General features: G+C 32.8%; 17 protein-coding genes. 12 read left to right on the top strand and 5 right to left on the bottom strand.

Features of this window, described 5'->3' with window-relative positions:
• Nucleotides 1-225: 225 nt before the first annotated feature.
• Together C8C83_RS16280 and C8C83_RS16275 are read left to right on the top strand one after the other, a co-directional pair.
• Nucleotides 226-1,296, top strand: coding sequence for a branched-chain amino acid aminotransferase (locus C8C83_RS16280; protein ID WP_121330074.1), 1,071 nt, complete (start codon nt 226-228; stop codon nt 1,294-1,296).
• A 141-nt stretch (nt 1,297-1,437) separates the two neighbouring features.
• Entirely contained in the window at nt 1,438-2,412 is a 975-nt protein-coding gene (locus C8C83_RS16275) for an integrase core domain-containing protein (protein ID WP_121331222.1), read from the top strand.
• Nucleotides 2,413-2,765: 353 nt separating this feature from the next.
• Here the strand turns inward: C8C83_RS16275 and C8C83_RS16270 are convergent, their stop codons facing one another.
• A complete protein-coding gene (locus C8C83_RS16270) occupies nt 2,766-3,146 on the bottom strand; it encodes a nucleoside triphosphate pyrophosphohydrolase family protein (RefSeq protein ID WP_099708895.1) in 381 nt (126 codons plus the stop codon).
• Between the two features lie 82 nt (nt 3,147-3,228).
• On the opposite strand from C8C83_RS16270, the gene C8C83_RS27405 reads away from it, so the two are divergent.
• The 5 genes from C8C83_RS27405 to C8C83_RS16245 all read left to right on the top strand — a co-directional run bounded on the left by C8C83_RS27405 (nt 3,229) and on the right by C8C83_RS16245 (nt 6,287).
• Nucleotides 3,229-3,417, top strand: a complete 189-nt coding sequence (locus tag C8C83_RS27405) for a hypothetical protein (RefSeq protein WP_089354292.1) — start codon at nt 3,229-3,231, stop codon at nt 3,415-3,417.
• Nucleotides 3,418-3,608: 191 nt separating this feature from the next.
• Nucleotides 3,609-4,748 (top strand): SRPBCC family protein, encoded by a 1,140-nt coding sequence (locus C8C83_RS16260; RefSeq protein WP_121329471.1) that lies wholly within the window; start codon nt 3,609-3,611, stop codon nt 4,746-4,748.
• 69 nt (nt 4,749-4,817) lie between these two features.
• Nucleotides 4,818-5,360, top strand: a complete 543-nt coding sequence (locus C8C83_RS16255) for a sigma-70 family RNA polymerase sigma factor (RefSeq protein WP_121329470.1) — start codon at nt 4,818-4,820, stop codon at nt 5,358-5,360.
• A 33-nt stretch (nt 5,361-5,393) separates the two neighbouring features.
• Complete coding sequence (locus C8C83_RS16250) at nt 5,394-5,813, top strand: hypothetical protein (protein ID WP_121329469.1); 420 nt, start codon at nt 5,394-5,396, stop codon at nt 5,811-5,813.
• Nucleotides 5,814-5,828: 15 nt separating this feature from the next.
• Nucleotides 5,829-6,287, top strand: a complete 459-nt coding sequence (locus C8C83_RS16245; RefSeq protein WP_121329468.1) for a sensor of ECF-type sigma factor — start codon at nt 5,829-5,831, stop codon at nt 6,285-6,287.
• A gap of 295 nt (nt 6,288-6,582) precedes the next feature.
• On the opposite strand, the gene C8C83_RS16240 is transcribed toward C8C83_RS16245, so the two are convergent.
• Nucleotides 6,583-7,644, bottom strand: coding sequence for an oxidoreductase (locus C8C83_RS16240; RefSeq protein ID WP_121329467.1), 1,062 nt, complete (start codon nt 7,642-7,644; stop codon nt 6,583-6,585).
• 122 nt (nt 7,645-7,766) lie between these two features.
• Between C8C83_RS16240 and C8C83_RS16235 the strand changes: the two genes are divergently transcribed.
• From C8C83_RS16235 to C8C83_RS16225, 3 genes are all read left to right on the top strand, one after another.
• Nucleotides 7,767-9,086 carry a hypothetical protein gene (locus tag C8C83_RS16235; protein WP_121329466.1) on the top strand — a complete coding sequence of 440 codons (1,320 nt, stop codon included), beginning with the start codon at nt 7,767-7,769 and terminating at the stop codon, nt 9,084-9,086.
• Between the two features lie 134 nt (nt 9,087-9,220).
• Nucleotides 9,221-11,194: a KUP/HAK/KT family potassium transporter gene (locus C8C83_RS16230; protein WP_121329465.1), complete on the top strand. Its 1,974-nt coding sequence runs from the start codon at nt 9,221-9,223 to the stop codon at nt 11,192-11,194.
• A 145-nt stretch (nt 11,195-11,339) separates the two neighbouring features.
• Nucleotides 11,340-12,569, top strand: coding sequence for a methyltransferase domain-containing protein (locus C8C83_RS16225; protein ID WP_121329464.1), 1,230 nt, complete (start codon nt 11,340-11,342; stop codon nt 12,567-12,569).
• A 577-nt stretch (nt 12,570-13,146) separates the two neighbouring features.
• On the opposite strand, the gene C8C83_RS16220 is transcribed toward C8C83_RS16225, so the two are convergent.
• Nucleotides 13,147-14,187, bottom strand: coding sequence for an AMP-binding protein (locus C8C83_RS16220; RefSeq protein ID WP_121330073.1), 1,041 nt, complete (start codon nt 14,185-14,187; stop codon nt 13,147-13,149).
• Nucleotides 14,188-14,194: 7 nt separating this feature from the next.
• Entirely contained in the window at nt 14,195-15,124 is a 930-nt protein-coding gene (locus tag C8C83_RS16215; RefSeq protein WP_121329463.1) for a CPBP family intramembrane glutamic endopeptidase, read from the bottom strand.
• 146 nt (nt 15,125-15,270) lie between these two features.
• Between C8C83_RS16215 and arsC the strand changes: the two genes are divergently transcribed.
• Complete coding sequence (gene arsC, locus C8C83_RS16210) at nt 15,271-15,615, top strand: arsenate reductase (glutaredoxin) (protein WP_121329462.1); 345 nt, start codon at nt 15,271-15,273, stop codon at nt 15,613-15,615.
• 92 nt (nt 15,616-15,707) lie between these two features.
• A complete protein-coding gene (locus C8C83_RS16205; protein ID WP_121329461.1) occupies nt 15,708-18,218 on the top strand; it encodes an outer membrane beta-barrel family protein in 2,511 nt (836 codons plus the stop codon).
• Between the two features lie 304 nt (nt 18,219-18,522).
• Here the strand turns inward: C8C83_RS16205 and C8C83_RS16200 are convergent, their stop codons facing one another.
• A complete protein-coding gene (locus tag C8C83_RS16200) occupies nt 18,523-18,696 on the bottom strand; it encodes a hypothetical protein (RefSeq protein ID WP_026984685.1) in 174 nt (57 codons plus the stop codon).
• Between the last annotated feature and the right edge of the window lie 393 nt (nt 18,697-19,089).

The raw sequence follows: 19,089 nt of genomic DNA, 5'->3' as shown, positions 1-19,089 counted from the left end.
TTAAAAATCCGTACTTTTTTCATAAATTCTTTATAAAACCGAACGTTTTTTTTGACTTTATTATAAGATAAACAAATCTCAGTTAAAGGCTCTAAATAATGCAGTTTTACTAAGTAAATTATATATTTTTACTTAATTTTGCATTCAGTAAATACTATTCATACCTGATCATTGCTTTAGATTCAATCTATTGAAATGAAAATTACACACAAAACTAACATTATTATGAGTACAACTCAAGCAAGCAAAATTGAAATCAGAAAAGCAACTTCGTCAAAAATAAGCGAAGTAGACTTTGAAAACTTAAGCTTTGGTGCTGTTTTTACAGACCATTTATTCGAATGTGATTTTAAAAATGGAGAGTGGCAAAATCCTGTCATTAAGCCTTATGCTCCAATTTTAATGGATCCTTCTTCAAAAGTCTTTCATTACGGGCAAGCTATTTTTGAAGGAATGAAAGCTTATAAGGATGATAATAATGATGTTTGGTTGTTTAGACCAGATGAAAACTACAAACGTTTTAACAATTCTGCAGTTCGTATGGCAATGCCAGAAGTTCCGGAAAGTGTTTTTATGGATGGTTTGAACGAATTATTAAAAATTGATCAGGAATGGATTCAAAGAGGAAACGGAGCTAGTATGTACATCCGTCCTTTTATGATCGCAACCGGAGCCGGAGTTATTGCAAATCCTTCTGACGAATATAAATTCATGATTTTACTTTCTCCTGCAAAATCGTATTATTCAGGTGAAGTAAAAGTTATTATTGCTGAACATTATAGTAGAGCTGCAAATGGTGGAATTGGTGCTGCAAAAGCTGCCGGAAACTATGCTGCACAGTTTTACCCAACTGACTTAGCAAACAAAGACGGTTTCCAACAAATAATCTGGACTGATGATGCAACGCATACTAAACTGGAAGAAGCTGGAACTATGAATGTTTTCTTCAGAATTAACGATACTTTATTAACAGCTCCAACAAGTGAAAGAATTTTGGATGGTATTACCAGAAAAAGTTTAATTGAAATGGCAGAAAAAGAAGGTCTTAAAGTTGAAGTTCGTCCTGTTATTGTTTCAGAATTAGTAGAAGCGGCTAAAAACGGATCTTTAAAAGAAATTTTTGGTGCAGGAACTGCTGCAGTTATCAGCGTAATCAAAGGATTCTCTTACCAGGATGTTTATTATGAAATGGCTCCAATTGAGAATACTTATGGTGCTCTTTTAAAAGAAAAATTAACTAGTCTTCAAAACAAACTTTCTGAAGATACTTTTGGATGGACTGTAAAAGTTCAATAACTAAAAGACTTTTAAATATAAAAACCCGATAGCTTCACAGTTATCGGGTTTTCTATTTTATATAATTAAACACAATCTTGTCATTTCTGTAGATGTTAGATATTTCGGTAACAAAATTTAACTTTAATAAATTTTGTTACAATGAGAAATAATAGTCAGGATTCCACTTTAGAGCGGAACTATTTAGAGAAGTATCGTTTTTTAATAAAAGAATATGAACAGGTAAAAAATAAAACTCATCCTTTGTATAAAAAAGCACTGGATTTTTATGCAGCAAATAATACGTGCCGAAAGAGTTTTTTAAAGTATTATAATCGCTTTAAACAAAGTGGGAAATCCATTGATTTATTACCCCAAAAAAGAGGGCCTAAATATAAAACCAGACGTCCTTTGCCTTTTATAGAGCAAAAAGTAATTGAATTACGAGAAAAAGGAAACAACAAATATGAAATTGTTAGTATCTTAAGACCCAAATTAGGAAAGCATACACCATCATATTCTGGAGTTTATAATATTTTAAAACGCAATAAAATAAATAGATTAACTCCGAAGATTAAAAAGAATCATCAAAAAATAATCAAGGAAAGAATGGGACAACTTGGTCATATTGATTGTCATTATTTGAGCAAAAGTATAATTAAAGGGGAAAATAAAAATCGCTATTTAGTTTGTGTAATAGATGATTACAGTCGAATTGCCTGGGCTGAATTAGTTTCTGATATCACCAGTTTAACAGTTATGTTTGCGGCATTGAAATGTTTAAACATCCTAAGTGATCATTATGAAATAAAATTTGAAGAGATATTATCTGATAATGGAGCTGAATTTGGACCTAAAACAAGCAAAGTAAAAAACAATCATCCTTTTGAGAGAATGCTAATGGAACTAGGAATTGTGCACAGGTATACAAAACCATACAGACCACAAACCAATGGTAAAGTTGAACGCTTTTGGAGAACTCTGGAAGATGATTTATTGAGAGATACAGATTTTGATTCTCATGAAGAATTAAAAGAAGAATTATTGCAATATCTATATTATTATAATCATGAAAGACCACATCAAGGTATTGATGGAAAGAAACCAATCGAAATGATAAATCCGTTACCGAAATAAGTAACCTTTACAATTTCGACAGAGGAGAAATCACACGCGAAACTCTACAAAGATTGGCAATATAGAACGCGGATGACGCGGATTCGCTTTGCGAAAACACAGATTAAAACGGATTTTATACGCTCAATCTTGTCATTTCGACAGAGGAGAAATCTCACGCGGGATTCGGCAAAGATTGACGATTTTGATTGACGATTTTGATTGACGATTTTGATTGACGATTTTGATTGCGGAGTTTCTAGTGTGATTTCTCCTTCGTCGAAATGACAAAAATGACGCAAAGCTTTGCGAACTTTGTATTTTCTATGCGTAAAGAAAAATTAAATCTTAGCGCACTTTGCGGTTAAACCTATTTACAATAATTTCGAGAAATCGGGTTTAAAATAATTCGGACCTTTCATTACTTTTCCGTCTTCTCTGTAAATTGGTTGTCCATCTTCGCCAAGTTTACTCATATTACTACGTTGAATCTCGTCAAAAACAGCTTCGATTTTATCTTGCAAACCGTGTTCAATAATTGTTCCGCACAAAATATACATCATATCTCCCAGCGCATCAGCAATTTCAACCAAATCATTATTTTGAACTGCTTCAAGATACTCTTCGTTTTCTTCTTTCATTAAATTATAACGAAGCAGTTTTTTAGATTCTCCCAAATCAGCAATTGGAGATTGACTATGACCTATTTTAAAAGCAGTATGAAATTCAGTTACTGCATCAAGTTGTTTCCTCATGATATTAATTGATTAAATGAAGTGGCAAATTAGCAACAAATCATATACAATTCTCTAAATTTGTCAAAAATAATTTTTTACTATGTTTAGTCAAGGACAATTAATATTCGCACTCTGTTTTTTTATTGCATTTGTAATCGTAATGATATTTGCCTACCGAAAAGATCTGGCATTACACAAAGTTTTCTACAAAGGAAATTATAAAGTCTTAATTGTATTCTTGCTTTTTATTGCGATTTTGTTTGTAATCAAATTCTTTTTCAAAAGATAGTCCTTAAAACAATATACTTAGATTTATAAATAAAAATAAATCTTAAAAAAGTACAATTAAACTTCTTCAAAATCGTTTTATTTGAAACTTTTTTTGATCAAATAAATTTATAAAGTGTACTTTTATTGCGGCGCTACTAGTGCGACTAGTAATAAAATTTATAACTTTACGACACCAAACAACCTACTACAATGAAGATTCTAAAATATTTATTTCTTTTATTATTATTAAGCTTAGTTGCTCTCACTGTTTTTGTCGCTACCCAAAAAGGGATTTTTTCTGTAGAAAGAAGCAAAGTGATAAATTCGCCAAAAGCGACCGTGTATAACTATGTAAATGATTTTAGAAATTATGAAGATTTTGAATCCTGGTCTGTAGAAGATCCTTCGATAAAAATGACCTTTCCAAATAAAACATCCGGAAACGGCGCTTCGTTTTATTTTGCAAGTCCTGATGGTGCAGGAAATGTAATTACGCTTAAAACTAAAGAAGGCGAAAGCATTCAGCAAAAAATGAAATATGACGGAACTGAAGCTGATGTAAACTGGACTTTTAAAGATACTCTTGCAGGAAAAACAAAAGTTACCTGGAAAGGAACAGGAACAATGAGCTTTCTTTTCAAAATTTATACCGCTTTAAACGGAGGTTCTGATAAAGTTATTGGAACTATTTACGAAAAAAGCCTTGCAAACATTGATAAAAACTTAGATTTCGAAACAAAAACTTATGCTATAAAAGTAAATGGTGTTGTCAAGAAAGTCGAAACTCCTTATATCAAACAAACTTTTACAAGCGAAATTTCGAAAGTAAATAAAAATGCCCGCGTTGTAATTCCGAAACTTATTGAGTTCAGTAAAAACAATGGTTTAGCAACAAACGGAAAACCATTTATTATTTACCATACTTATGATACAGCAACGGGATTGGCTAAAATTTCGATTTGTTTACCAACAAGCAGAGAAATTACAACAACTTCAGGAAGTGATATTTTAGGTGGAAAACTAAATGGTTTTGAAGCTGTAAAAACAACTTTGACAGGAGACTATTCTCATACGAATGAAGCAATTGCAAAAACAACTGCCTATATAAACAACGAAAAAATCTTCCCTGATTTATCGTGGTCACATCTTGAAATCTTAACAGTTAGCAAATTAGACGTAAAAAGTCCTTCTAAGTTAATGACGGAGATTTATTTTCCAACAAAACCAAAAGTGGTTCCTGTTGCAAAAGTTCCGGTTTACGCACCTCAACAAACTACTACAGAACCTGCAAAACCAAAACCAGCTGCAACTCCGGCTGCAAAAACTCCGGAAGAAGAATCTGAATTTTAAAAACACAGGTCCAATTAAACCTTTTGCTTAAAATTCACTCTAATACTAAAGTTTGATAAATCAAAAAGTTTGATAGACGAAAAGGAATTCATACAACAGTTACTAGATCCTAAAACGCAAAATATTGCGTTTCAAAAACTCTTGTCTGAATATCAAAAACCTTTGTATTCTCATATTCGAAACATTGTTCTAAATCATGATGATACAGATGATGTCTTGCAGAATACATTTGTAAAAGTGCATCAATATTTAAAAAACTTTAAAGGAGAAAGTAAACTTTTTTCCTGGATGTATCGAATTGCCACTAATGAAGCTTTGACTTTTTTAAATCAAAAAGCAAAATTAAACGGTATAACATCTGAAGCGCTTCAAAATAAAGCCATTGACAACTTAAAAGCCGATGTTTATTTTGATGGTGACGAAATCCAGATCAAACTTCAAAAAGCCATAATCACCTTGCCGGAAAAGCAACAATTGGTTTTTAAAATGAAGTATTTTCAAGAATTAAAATATGAAGAAATAGCCGAAATTTTAGGAACTTCAGTAGGAGCTTTAAAGGCTTCTTATCATCATGCTGTAAAAAAAATTGAAATATATGTTACATCAAATTAAACCTTTTATAACAAAATCTATCTTATTGTTATTATGAAAGCATTTAAATTAGAAAACGAACCAAAAATATCAACCGGATTTAAAACTCCGGATCATTACTTTGATGACCTTTCGGCAAAAGTTTTACAACAGATTAACGATGATAAAAAAGAAGTAAAAGTAATTCCGTTTTACAAACGTAAAACAGTACTTTCAATTCTTGCCGCCGCCATTATTGTTATTGCCTTAATGATTCCGATAATAAACAATTACAACGAAACTTCTAAAGAACTTGATGAGGATACTTTAGAAACGTATTTAGCTTATCAGTCTAATTTAAATCAATATGATTTGATTCAGAATTTAGATTCTAAAGACATTCAAAAGCTAAACAAAAATGTTATCATAGAAGATGAAACTCTTGAAGATATATTAGTATCGAGTCCAAACATAGAACATTTAATTTCAGAATAAAACAAAATTTAAACGATGAAAATTCAAAAAATACTACCGCTAATTCTGTTTTTAGTAAGCTTTTCTTTTTATGCTCAAAACGAAAAAACAGATGAGAAACGTGAAAAAATCAAGGCTTATAAAGTTTCTTTTTTAACAACTGAACTAGAATTAACTCCTACTGAAGCTGAGAAGTTCTGGCCTATTTATAATGCTTATGACGATAAACAATTCGAATTGAGACATCAAAAAATGAAAACGTATTTGCAACGATTAGATGGTGACAATATCAATTCTATTTCTGAAAAAGAAGCAGCATCGTTACTTTCTCAAATGGAAGCTACTGATAAAGAGTTGTATCTTTTAAGAGTCAAATATGGCTCGGATGTAAAAAAGATACTTTCGGCAAAAAAGATATTGAAACTAAAAAAATCTGAAGACGATTTTAATCGAAAATTACTAAAACAATACCGAGACAAAGCAGGAAAAGATTAATATAATTAAGCTAATCAAAAGTTTAATACCTACAATTTGTGTCGTTAGACACTAAATATTGGTAGAAAATATGAATTGAAATAAATTTAGCGTGCCGTAGGTACGCAATAGCAGTCATTTTGTTGCGTACCTACGGCACGCCAACGTATTTCGAATCTACAATGACTACCAATATTGAGTACCTAACGGCACAGTGCAACTCTTGATTCCATTGTTTGCTCACAAAAAACAACAGCGATAAGAACCCTATATAATAATACTTACTTTATTATTTAGGGTTCTTATTATTTCAGGACTATTTGAAACGTAGTCTTACCACTTTATTATGACCTGCAGCAATCGCAAGGTTTCTATTTACAAAACGAATTGTGAAGAGTTTTGAATCTGTAGACAATTGCGTCCAGTTCTGTCCTCCATTTTGAGAATATTGTATTCCTTCAGATCCTACACAAACAATTTCTTTCCCATTTCCGCCCGGAACATATTGCACACATGACGCATAACCAAATCCCATTTCCTGACCAATTAATTGCCAGGTCTTTCCGCCATCTTTCGTAAAAGCTTTATTATCTGATTTTTTGTTTGGAGATTCATAATCGCCACCCGCAATAAATCCGGTTTTAGAATCATAAAAGTCAGCTGTAAAAATACCTGTCATAGTTTTACCCTGAACAATTGGTGTTTCAACCACTTTCCATGTTTTTGCTTTATCAGGCGAATAAAAAACACGTGCTTTTTTCCCTCCGGAAACCAGCCATGTATCCTCTCCTTGTATTACAATATTTGTATTACTGGCTGCAAAAGCCGCTTCACCAGTTGCATTTGTCGGTAATTTATCAGATAATATTTTAGTCCATGTTTCTCCTCCATCACGAGTTACAATGATCGAAAAAGTATCTTCGGTTGGATCTCCAATAGCGATTCCTTCTTTATCATTCCAAAATTGCATGCTATCGTAAAATATTTTAGGGTTTACTTCTTTGTACACCAATTTTACTTTATTTGTTTTTTTAGAAACAGAATAAAGTAACGCAGGATTCCCAACACTTAATAAGAAAATATCTTTTGAAGTTTGAGCAATACTTCTAAATTCTAACTTTAAAGTATCACGATAAATATGTTCTTCGAATTTCTCTTTTTTATCTAAATCATAGTATCCAAAACGGGAATTATCAGCTCCATACCAAATTTTATTTTTATCAATTGATATTGCTCTAATACTAATTTTATCCTGAAATAAAGTATCAATTTGCATTGAGGTAAAACCACTATAAAGTACTCTTTTATCACTCTCACTCAATGTTTTAAAAGACATAAATAAAATAAAAGCGCCACAAAACAATAATACTTTTTTCATATAGGTTAAGATTTATTTATTGCTAAAATACAATTAATTCTCACATATAATTTAAGTTTTGTTTTTTTTTCTGGCACAGTAATTGGATATCTACAAAATATCAATCTTAATATGATTTTGCCATGAAAACGAAATTACTTTTAATAGCTATTATAGCAATAGGTTTCAGTTCTTGTAAAGCACAAAGCCAAACTACTGTTTATGCAAAAAATTCAGATATCAGCGATAACTTAGATTTAAGAGCGGTTGCTTCTATGTTTGGAGAATCAGCAAATCTGCAGGACTTCGAAAGACGTTTGAACGATCCAAAATACCAAATTTCAAATCTTGACTTAAATGATGACAATGAAGTTGATTATTTAAGAGTTATAGAATCAGTAGAAAACAGAACACACGTAGTAATTATTCAAGCTGTTCTTGATCGCGATGTTTATCAGGATGTTGCTACAATTGATGTAGAAAGAGATAATTATAACAAAGTTAGCGTTCAGGTTGTTGGTAATACTTACTTGTACGGAGACAACTATATTTATGAGCCAGTTTACAGTGTTGCTCCGGTAATTTACAGCTCATTTTGGGTTACAAATTACAGACCATATTATTCTACATGGGGCTGGAATGTATATCCAACGTATTATGCAGCATGGAGACCTTACCCTATTTACAGATATAGAAACAACATAAATGTATGCATCAATGTAAACAATCATTACAATTATGTAAGCACAAGAAGAAGTTATGTTGCGCCGGTTTTATACCAATCAAGACGTAGTTATGGTTACGAAACAAGACGTCCTGACTACGGTTTTACTCAAAGACATTCTAATGTAACAAATAGATATGACCTAGACCAAAGACGTGTTGCAAGCAGAGATTATAACAGAACTCAAAACTCATACAATACAGACAGATCTAATTCCGGAAGAGTTTCTACACCATCAGACAATAGAACTCCAAACAGAAATTATACGGACTACAGAACAAACTCTGACAGAAGCTACAACACAAATCGTGTAAATACAACAAACAGAGATAACGCCGCAACTGTAAACAATCCGGTAAGAGTTGACAGAACAAATTCTGATAGAAGTTACAACACAAATCGTGTAAATACTACAAACAGAGACAACTCTGCAACTGTAAGTAATCCGGTAAGAGTTGATAATACAAATAACAGAAGAGATTACGGTCAAAATAATGGAGGTTATTCCAGAGGAAATTCACAAGACAATATGAATACCAACAGAGTTTCTACTCCAGCTCCTCAAAGAACAGAATCTCCAAGAAGTTATTCTGATAACAGAGCGAGTGCGCCAAGACAACAAGCGCCTCAAAACACACAACGTTCTGAAGCTCCGAGAGCAAGCCAGGAATCAAGAGGCAGTCAACCTCAACGTGAAAGCGGATCAGGCAACAGAAGCTATGGCGGAAGAAGAGGTTAATATTAAAATCGCATTTTCAGATAAAAATCAAAAGCACAATTTAACGATTGTGCTTTTTTTTATCTTTTTAATTATAATTGATGCTAATTTGTTTTAAAACAGTAAATTTGCAACCGTCTTTTATAAAAACATACATGAGCGCATCGCATAAAAACTTACATAGTAAGTTGTCTATAGGGGGTTTATTGATAACATTGGGAATTATTTATGGAGATATTGGTACTTCTCCATTATATGTAATGAAAGCCATACTTGGTGATTATGCAATTAATGCCGATATTGTTTTAGGTGGTATTTCTTGTGTTTTCTGGACATTGACTTTGCAAACTACAATTAAGTACGTACTTATTACTTTAAGTGCCGACAATCATGGTGAAGGTGGAATTTTTGCTCTTTATGCTTTAGTTAAAAAAACGAAGATTCAGTGGCTCATTGTGCCCGCCATTATTGGAGGAAGTGCCTTACTTGCAGACGGAATTATAACACCGCCAATCTCGATTTCATCTGCCGTTGAAGGTATTAGAGCTTTCTATCCAACGATGGAAACAGAGACAATTGTTTATATTGTTATCGGGATTTTATTTGTTCTATTTACCATTCAACAATTTGGAACTAAACTAGTTGGTAAGTTTTTCGCACCAATGATGTTAATCTGGTTTGCCATGTTAGGAACATTGGGTGCTCTACAAATCATGAGTCATCCTGAAGTTGTAAAAGCAATCAATCCTTATTACGCTTATCATTTATTATCGATACATCCTGATGGATTTTTCGTTCTTGGTTTTGTATTTTTATGTACTACCGGAGCCGAAGCTTTGTACTCAGACATGGGACACTGCGGAAGAAAAAACATTAGAATTAGCTGGATTTTTGTAAAAACTACTTTAGTATTAAACTACTTTGGTCAGGCAGCCTATCTAATACACCACGAAGGAAGCACATTGCAACAATTAGGTGGAGAAAATGGGAATCCGTTTTACTTGATTATGCCACATTGGTTTTTACCATTTGGAATTGTAGTTGCAACTCTTGCTGCTGTAATTGCTTCTCAAGCGCTTATCAGTGGATCATTTACTTTGATCAACGAAGCAATGCGTTTGAATTTCTGGCCGAAAGTAAAAATCAAATATCCTACTGAAGTAAAAGGACAATTATATATTCCGTCAATCAACTGGTTATTATTCTTTGGTTGTGTTGGAATTGTTTTACACTTTCAGAAATCAGGAAACATGGAGCATGCATATGGTCTTGCTATCATTTTATGTATGATCATGACTACAATTTTACTTAATTATTATTTAATAATGAAAAGAGTAAAACTGTATTTAATGGTTCCGCTTATCACAATTTATTTATTGATTGAGTTCAGTTTCTTATTTGCAAATATTACAAAGTTTGCCGAAGGTGGTTACGTAACTTTAATCATTGCAATACTTTTGATTTCGATTATGACAATTTGGTATTTGGCAAAGAAAATCAACAAAAGCTATACTAAAATCATCAAAATTGACGATTATAAAAAAGTATTAATGGAATTAAGCGAAGACTTATCTATCCCGAAATACGCAACGCATTTGGTTTATATGACGAATGCAAACCGTGTTGATGAACTGGAAGAAAAAGTTATTTATTCGATTTTACAAAAGCGTCCAAAAAGAGCTGATATCTACTGGTTTGTACACGTAAACATTCTTACGGAACCTTATAAAACACAATATAAAGTTACTGAAATTGCGAAAGATGATATTTACAGAATCGATTTTAACTTAGGATTTAGAGAACCTACAAAAATCAATTTAATGTTTAGAGAAGTAATTCGTGATATGGTAAAACGTGGCGAAGTAGATATTACAAGCCGTTACGAATCTTTGAACAAAAACAATATTATTGGCGATTTCAAATTTGTATTGTCTGAGAAATTCTTATCAAATGATAACGATTTAAGATGGCACGAAAATATCATCATGAACTCTTACTTCTTCATCAAGAAACTGAGTTTATCTGAAGAAAGAGCTTTTGGTTTAGATAGTAGTTCGGTTAAAATAGAGAAATTCCCAATGGTGCTTCACGCTCCGGAAAATATCGGATTAACGAGAATTATAAAATAAAGCATTTACAAATACATTCAAAAAACACTCTTTTAAACTTATTAGAGTGTTTTTTTTTCTTTTTAAAGAAAGTTAAACCAACAATCAAAATTAAAAATTTAACTTTCAATCAATTAATAGTACCTTTGCAACTCAAATAATTAAAATGAGATTACACAGAAATTTAGTTTATACTACCATCGATTCTTTAAATGCAATTTTCAATGAAGGAGAATATGCAGATAAAGTGGTAGCTAGAGCCTTAAAAAAAGACAAACGTTGGGGAAGTTCTGACAGGAAGTTTGTTGCTGAAACGATATACGAAATTGTTCGTTGGAAACGATTATATGCAGAAATTGCCGAAGTAAAAGAACCGTTCGACAGAGATAATCTTTGGAGAATGTTTGCAGTTTGGGCAGTTTTAAGAGGATATCCAATTCCTGATTGGAGACAATTAGAAGGAACTCCTGAAAGAAAAATCAAAGGACGTTTTGACGAACTTTCAAAAGTCAGAGCACTTAAAGAATCTATTCCGGATTGGATGGATGAATTGGGGGTAAAAGAACTAGGAGAAAAAGTTTGGTCGACAGAAATTGCGGCTCAAAACCAACCTGCTAAAGTTATTTTAAGAACAAATACCCTTAAAGGAACTAAAGAAAGCCTGAGAAACACGTTGATGGATTTGAATATCGAAACAGAATATTTAAAAGATCAGCCTGAAGCTTTAGTTTTAAAAGAAAGAGCAAACGTGTTTTTAACAGATGCTTTTAAACAAGGACTTTTTGAAGTTCAGGATGCAAACTCACAATTGGTTGCCGGTTTTCTTGATGTAAAACCTGGAATGCGTGTTGTGGACACTTGCGCCGGAGCTGGAGGAAAAACATTGCACATCGCTTCTTTGATGGAAAACAAAGGACAATTGATTGCAATGGATTTATACGAAAGCAAACTAAAGCAATTGAAATTAAGAGCAAAAAGAAATGGCGCTTTTAATATTGAATATCGTATTATAGACACGACAAAAGTGATCAAAAAACTACACGAGAAAGCTGATCGTGTATTAATCGATGCGCCTTGCAGTGGTTTAGGAGTTCTTAAAAGAAATCCTGATGCAAAATGGAAATTACAACCTGAATTTATTGATAACATCCGTAAAGTTCAAGCGGAAGTTTTAGAGAGTTATTCTAAAATTGTAAAACCAGGTGGAAAACTGGTTTATGCAACTTGTTCGGTTTTACCATCTGAAAACCAAGAGCAAGTAGAAAAGTTCTTAAAAACTGAAATCGGAAAGCAATTTACTTTCATAAAAGATCGTAAAATTCTAGCTTCTGAATCTGGTTTCGACGGATTCTATATGGCATTGTTAGAAAGAAAAAATGCTGTTATTTCGGAATAATTCACACAAATTAAAATAAAAAGAAAGCCTTTAGAAAATTAAAAATCTAAAGGCTTTTATTTTTTTTCTCACCATATAAGTGATATAAGTTCATTTAATATATGCTGTATGTATTGTGTAGTCCCTACGGGACATTTTTTTTGTTTGTCTTTATTTTTTTTCTACCGACCTTTAACTCCTAGCGGAGTAATCCACTTGACGTTTATATATTTTATCGACGGAATATTTCCTGTTTGCCTACCTACCTTTAACTCCTAGCGGAGTATTCCACTTGATGTTTATATATTATATTGACGAGATATCTCCTGTTTGTCTTTAGTTTTCTACTTGATGTATAAACATTTTATCGACGCAATATTTCTTATTTATCTTCCTTTTTTCTTACCAACGTTTAACTCCTAGCAGAGTATTCTACTTGATGTTTATATACATTATGTAGAAATATCAAATCATAAGAAATATCTCGTAGAGATTAAATGTTGGTAAAAAGATACACATTATACGTCCAGATTGTCCCGTAGGGACTTCACTCTCAACGTATTTTTAAATGAACTTATTAACTTATATGGTAAAAAAACTACACCAAGCTAGGCTTACGCAATAACTTCCCATTTTCATTCTCTTTAAACTTTGGAACAAAAACAATTTCTTTTGGTTTTTCAAATTTCCCAAGAACATCAAAAAAGTCAGAAGCAAATTCTTGTTTTTCGCCTTCTATAACCAGAATTAATTTTTCGCCTAAAACAGTATCCGGAATTCCGGTAACAAAAAATCTGGCGTCAATCTTTCCGATTAGCTTTGCTTCGATTTGCTCTGGAATCAGCTTCACTCCTCCACTATTAATCACATTATCGATTCTTCCTAAAAAGATAAATTGATTCTCATTTACCAATTCTACAAGATCATTTGTCACAATCGGCTCATCAGAAATAGAAGGAACAGTAATTACCAAACAATCACGATCATCTTTAGCAATTTTCACATTTGGTAAAATCGAAAATACACTATCACCTACTTTTTTAGCAGCAATATGTGTGATGGTTTCCGTCATTCCGTATGTCTCGTAGATTTCGGTTTTTAGCGGTAAAAGTTTCTCTTCAAGAGCACTGTCCATTTTGGCACCACCAATAATCAGTTTCTTTACATTTTTCAAACCTTCAATTGAGTTTTGAACTTGCAAAGGCACCATTGCTACAAAATCATATTTTGTCGAATTATTCGTTAATGGTTCTGTACTCGGCGAAACAACATCAAGGTCCAAGCCTAAAATCAAGCTTCGAACCAACATCATTTTTCCTGCGATAAACTGAACCGGTAAACACAATAAAGCTTTATTTCCTGGTTCTAAGCCAAAGAAATCTCCAGTCGCTAAAGCAGACTGAATCATAGCTTGTTTTTCTAAACGAACTAACTTAGGAAGTCCCGTTGTTCCGGAAGTGGTCATTTCGATATACTCTTTATCATCAAACCAATCCAGTAAAAATTCACCGATGACTTTCTCAGCAGCATCGCCTTCTTTTATATAACTATATCCTACCGTGCATAAATCTTTTCCGTTTAAATGATAACCATTTAGCTTGAAATAATTATGAACATTCTTATGTGTTAACTTTGACATTTTAATATTAATTTGGTGATTGTAAAACATTTATTTTACCCGTTAATCTTTCTTTCCAATTGGTCCAGTTGTATTTTTTACTAAAAATAAAAAGCAAAATAGGATAAACCACTACAACCGGCAAAATCACATCAAAACCTGCCGAAGGTTCAGACATATCTTTGAAAATCGAGTTTGTCTGAAAAACAGACCAATCTGATGTAACTAACAAAGCTCCAATCAAATTGTTTGCGGCATGAAATCCTAAAGCTAATTCCATTCCTTCATCCATAAGCGTGATAACACCTAAAAACAAACCCGTTCCTATATAATAGATCATAATAATATTTCCCATTTTGGTCACTTCGGGATTAAACCAATGCATGGAACCAAATATAAGTGACGTCATCATAAGCGGAAACCATCTATTTTGAGCCAAATTTGCGAATCCCTGCATTAAATAACCTCTAAACACATACTCTTCGGTACTGGTTTGAATAGGTATTAATATTGTTCCAATCGCAACCAAAATCAAGAATGGAACTAATTTAAAGTTCCACACAAAATTCGCTGGTGATTGAAAATAAACAAACAAAAAACTTAAAATGGAAAAGAAAGACCATAAACCGAACGAAAACAAAATACGGTTCCAATCTACTTTATTTCTTGAAGTAGAAACAGACAAAAGCGTTTGATGGTGCAGATATTTTACCACAAACCAAACTCCGGCAAGGGCAAATGCAAAAGAAATCATTACCAAAAACAAGGTTAGATTTGGCTCAAACATTTTCAAAGCTGCATCACTATCTGTTGGAAAAGCGTCTTTGCCATCGTAACCAAAATAAACCGCTATTGTAAAAGGAATCTGACCGATAAAGGAGGCTGTAATAATAAAAACCGATCCTATTAAATATTTCCAAAAAACATTTTCAGGTTTAATCCCTTGTTCTAAAAACATATATTTAAAATTTTAAAATGAAAAACAATATCTTTAACAATCCTACATTAAAAGATATTTAAATTAATAAGTAAATCTTATTTTTGGCCTTGCTAAAGTACCAAAAATTTACTTTAACTCAATTAGAACACCTTAAATATAACAAAATGATACAAGTTTACCATAATCCACGTTGCGGAAAATCAAGAAATTGTTTGGCATTTATCGAACAAACCAACCAAAAATATGAGATTATTCCTTATTTAACAGAGACTCCAACTCTTAATGAACTGAAAGATTTACTTGGAAAATTAAGTTTAGATCCGATTCAATTAGTTCGCGTAAAAGAAAAAATCTGGATCGAAAATTACAAAGGAAAAGAATTGACTAACGACGAAATTATCCAGGCGATGATTGATAATCCTATTTTAATAGAACGTCCAATTGTAATCAAAGACGAAAAAGCAATTATTGGAAGAGATTTAGATAATGTTGCTTCTTTTTTAGAATAGTTATAAAATGTCGTATTAACATTTTTTTGTGATTCTTGTCTTTAAACCAAAAGGTACATTTGTGGTCTAAGAAGAAAAGAAACCAAAAAACGATGAAAAAAATCAAATTTGCTGTATTGCTTGTATTCCTTTTTACAAGTTTATACAACTATGCACAACAACCTCCAACTGGTAAAAACAAAGTAAAAGTTACCGGAAAAGTTTTCGAAAAAGTAAGCAAACAACCACTTGAATACGCAACAATTTCGTTAATGGCTCCAAATGACACTAAAGTTATTGCTGGTGGAATCACAAATCCAAAAGGGGAATTTGAGGTTGCTGTTGCTCCGGGAACTTATGATATAAAAGTTGAATTTATTTCGTTTAAAGCAACTGAAATCAAAGGAAAAAACATTTCAGGAGATACTAATTTAGGAGTTGTAAATCTGTCTGAAGATGCCGCACAATTGAACGAAGTTGTGGTTCGTGCCGAAAAATCGACTGTAGAAATAAAATTAGATAAAAAAGTATACAATGTTGGTCAGGATATGATGGTTAAAGGCGGAACTGTAAGTGACGTTTTGGATAATGTACCATCGGTTTCTGTTGATACAGAAGGAAATGTGAGTTTAAGAGGAAGCGATAATATCCGAATCTTAATTGACGGAAGACCTTCAAACGCGATCAATGTTGCCGAAGCTTTACGTCAGCTTCCGGCTGATGCTATTGACAAAGTCGAAGTTATTACCAATCCATCAGCACGTTACGATGCCGAAGGTGGATCAGGAATCATCAATATCATTCTTAAAAAAGGAAAAAATCAAGGTTTAAACGGAACTTTCATTGCCTCAACCGGACTTCCTGAAACGTATGGTTTAAGCGGAAACTTAAATTATAAAACAGAGAAATTAAACTATTTCACCACTCTTGGCTACAATCGAAGAACAAGCGAAGGTGCCGGTTTAACTAACACTCAATATGTTGATGCAAACGGAAATGCAAAAGGATACCTGGACGAAGATCGTGACACTAAAAGAACTTCTGACGGATTTAACGGAAGAGCTGGTATAGAATGGACTGTTGCTCCAAATACATTCTGGACAAACGCCATTAATTACCAAAAGAGTTCTGGAGATACAAGAGATTATATCACTTACAGCAATTTTGGCGCAGCACATGATTTTACAGGCAATTCATACCGTTTAAATGATGGTGTTACCGGAAGTGAAAACGTAGAATATACGTCAAACTTAATCAAAAACTTCAACGATAAGGGACACAAACTTACTGCCGATTTATCGATTTCAAGAAATACAGACGATAGTAACAGCACTATTACAGCATCACCAAATTTCAATACTTCATTGAATGATCAGGTGCAGAAACAAGTGCAATTACAAGCAGATTACGTATTGCCATTAGGCGAAGGAAGTCAGTTTGAAGCCGGATATAAAGGAAGTTTTGGCGACCTGAACAATGAATATGTAATAACTGGCATTGATGGTAAACCAGATCCGGATCTTTCAAATACTTTAGAATACAAGGAAAACATAAACGCAATTTACACGCAATACGGTTTCAAAGTAAATAAGTTCTCTTATTTATTTGGGTTGCGTTGGGAAGACACTAATATTCAGGTAAACTTATTAGACACTAACGATTTCAATAGCAAAAAATACAACAATTTGTTTCCAAGCGCATTTGTTAGTTATGAAATTTCAGACAAAAGCAATTTTACAGCAAGTTACAGCAAGCGTCTAACAAGACCTAGAGGACGTTTCATGAATCCTGCGACGAATTACTCCAGTAATGTTAATATTTTTCAAGGAAATCCGGATTTAGACCCTTCTTTGACAGACAAATTCGATATTGGATACATCAAACGTTGGGACAAATTAACGTTTAATACCTCAGCATATTTCGAAAACACAAAAGACGTTTTCAGTTTCGTGAGAACTCCTACAGGCAAGGTTGTAACTCCTGACGGCAAGGTCATAACTCCTACTCCAGGCGAACCAGTAGAAGGAATTCCTGTTATTTTGAGCCGCCCAATTAACCTAGGAAGAGAGCAAAAATTTGGTTTTGAATTTACATTGAATTATACACCATTCAAAATATGGAGAATCAACAGTAACTTCAACTTTTACAACGTAAAAACTACCGGAGACAACACATATACCGATTTTAACGGAAATACAGTTGTACAAAATCTGGATAATCAAGCTAATACATGGTTTGCCAGAATCAACTCAAAACTAACATTACCATACAAAATTGACTGGCAATTAAGCGGCACCTATAATGGCGAACAAAAAACAGCTCAAGGTAAAAACTTAGGTCAGTTTGGAATGAATACTGCATTTAGCAAAGATGTTCTAAAAGACAAAGCTACAATTGCTTTCAATATTAGTGATATTTTCAATTCACGAATCATGAGGTCTTACACTTATCTTGAAAACGATGTGACACACGAAAGCCAAAACGCTTATAGCGAAATGCAATTCCGTAGACGTCAATTCAACTTATCGTTTACCTACCGCTTTAACAAAGCCAAAAGCGATCGCGATAAAAATGCAGCGCCTAAAAATGACGGAAATGATGGCGGAGGAGATTATCCTGGATAATTTAGTTTAAAAAAATTAAGGATAAATTTAACCGCAAAGAACGCAAGGTTTTTTATTCATAAGATTTTATACAAACACAAAGTTCGCAAAGCTATAATTGATAAAGCTTTGCGAACTTTGCGTTTATAACCATAACAATAAGATAAAACCTTGCGTTCTTTGTGGTTAAAATAATTAGCTAACACAAAATATTTAATCTTTCTACACAAGTATTAGTATTGATCTATTCTTTTTTATTGGTATTTAAACAAAAAAAAAAGGACTCGAATAAACGGGTCCTTTCTTATTTGAAGTCAATTTAAAATTAAATTGATTGCTCTTCTTGTCTCTTTTTTGCTCTTTTCTCTTTGAACATTTCCCAGCTTGCTCCCGTAACCCAATAAGATACGAAACCAACTAAGAAAAACATCAACCAAAACCCTATAGTTAGTATGGTCAAGAAAAGTAAAAAGCCTAAGTACTGTGAAAATTCAAACATGTTTTCCGGAATTTTTGAATGTAAGGACAAATGTAAGTTTTATATTTTTCGTTAGCAATAAAATCCAAATCAATTTTTATAAAATCACAATAATCCGTATATTTAAACTCATTTTAAATAAGCTTTTTTTGACATGATTAATTCCTATACAATCAAACAATCTAAAACAGAAGAAGATAAGTATTTTCAGGAGCTATTTCCTGCTGTACACTATATCTTTTATGGCGAACCCCGCCATAAAAGGATGCCGCTCCCATCAGGGCTAGGGCAACCGTTTTCATAAGAAGATTCAATCATAAAAGAAAAAAATCAGTTTTAATCCGCTTCTTTACGAAGTAAATCAGCGTCATCCGCGTACCATTCAGCACAACATTTCACAAATCACATTTAACC

The organism is Flavobacterium sp. 90 (assembly GCF_004339525.1).
Lineage (GTDB): Bacteria > Bacteroidota > Bacteroidia > Flavobacteriales > Flavobacteriaceae > Flavobacterium.
Note: the sequence above shows the minus strand (reverse complement) of the source record. Positions and strands in the feature narration are given on the sequence as shown.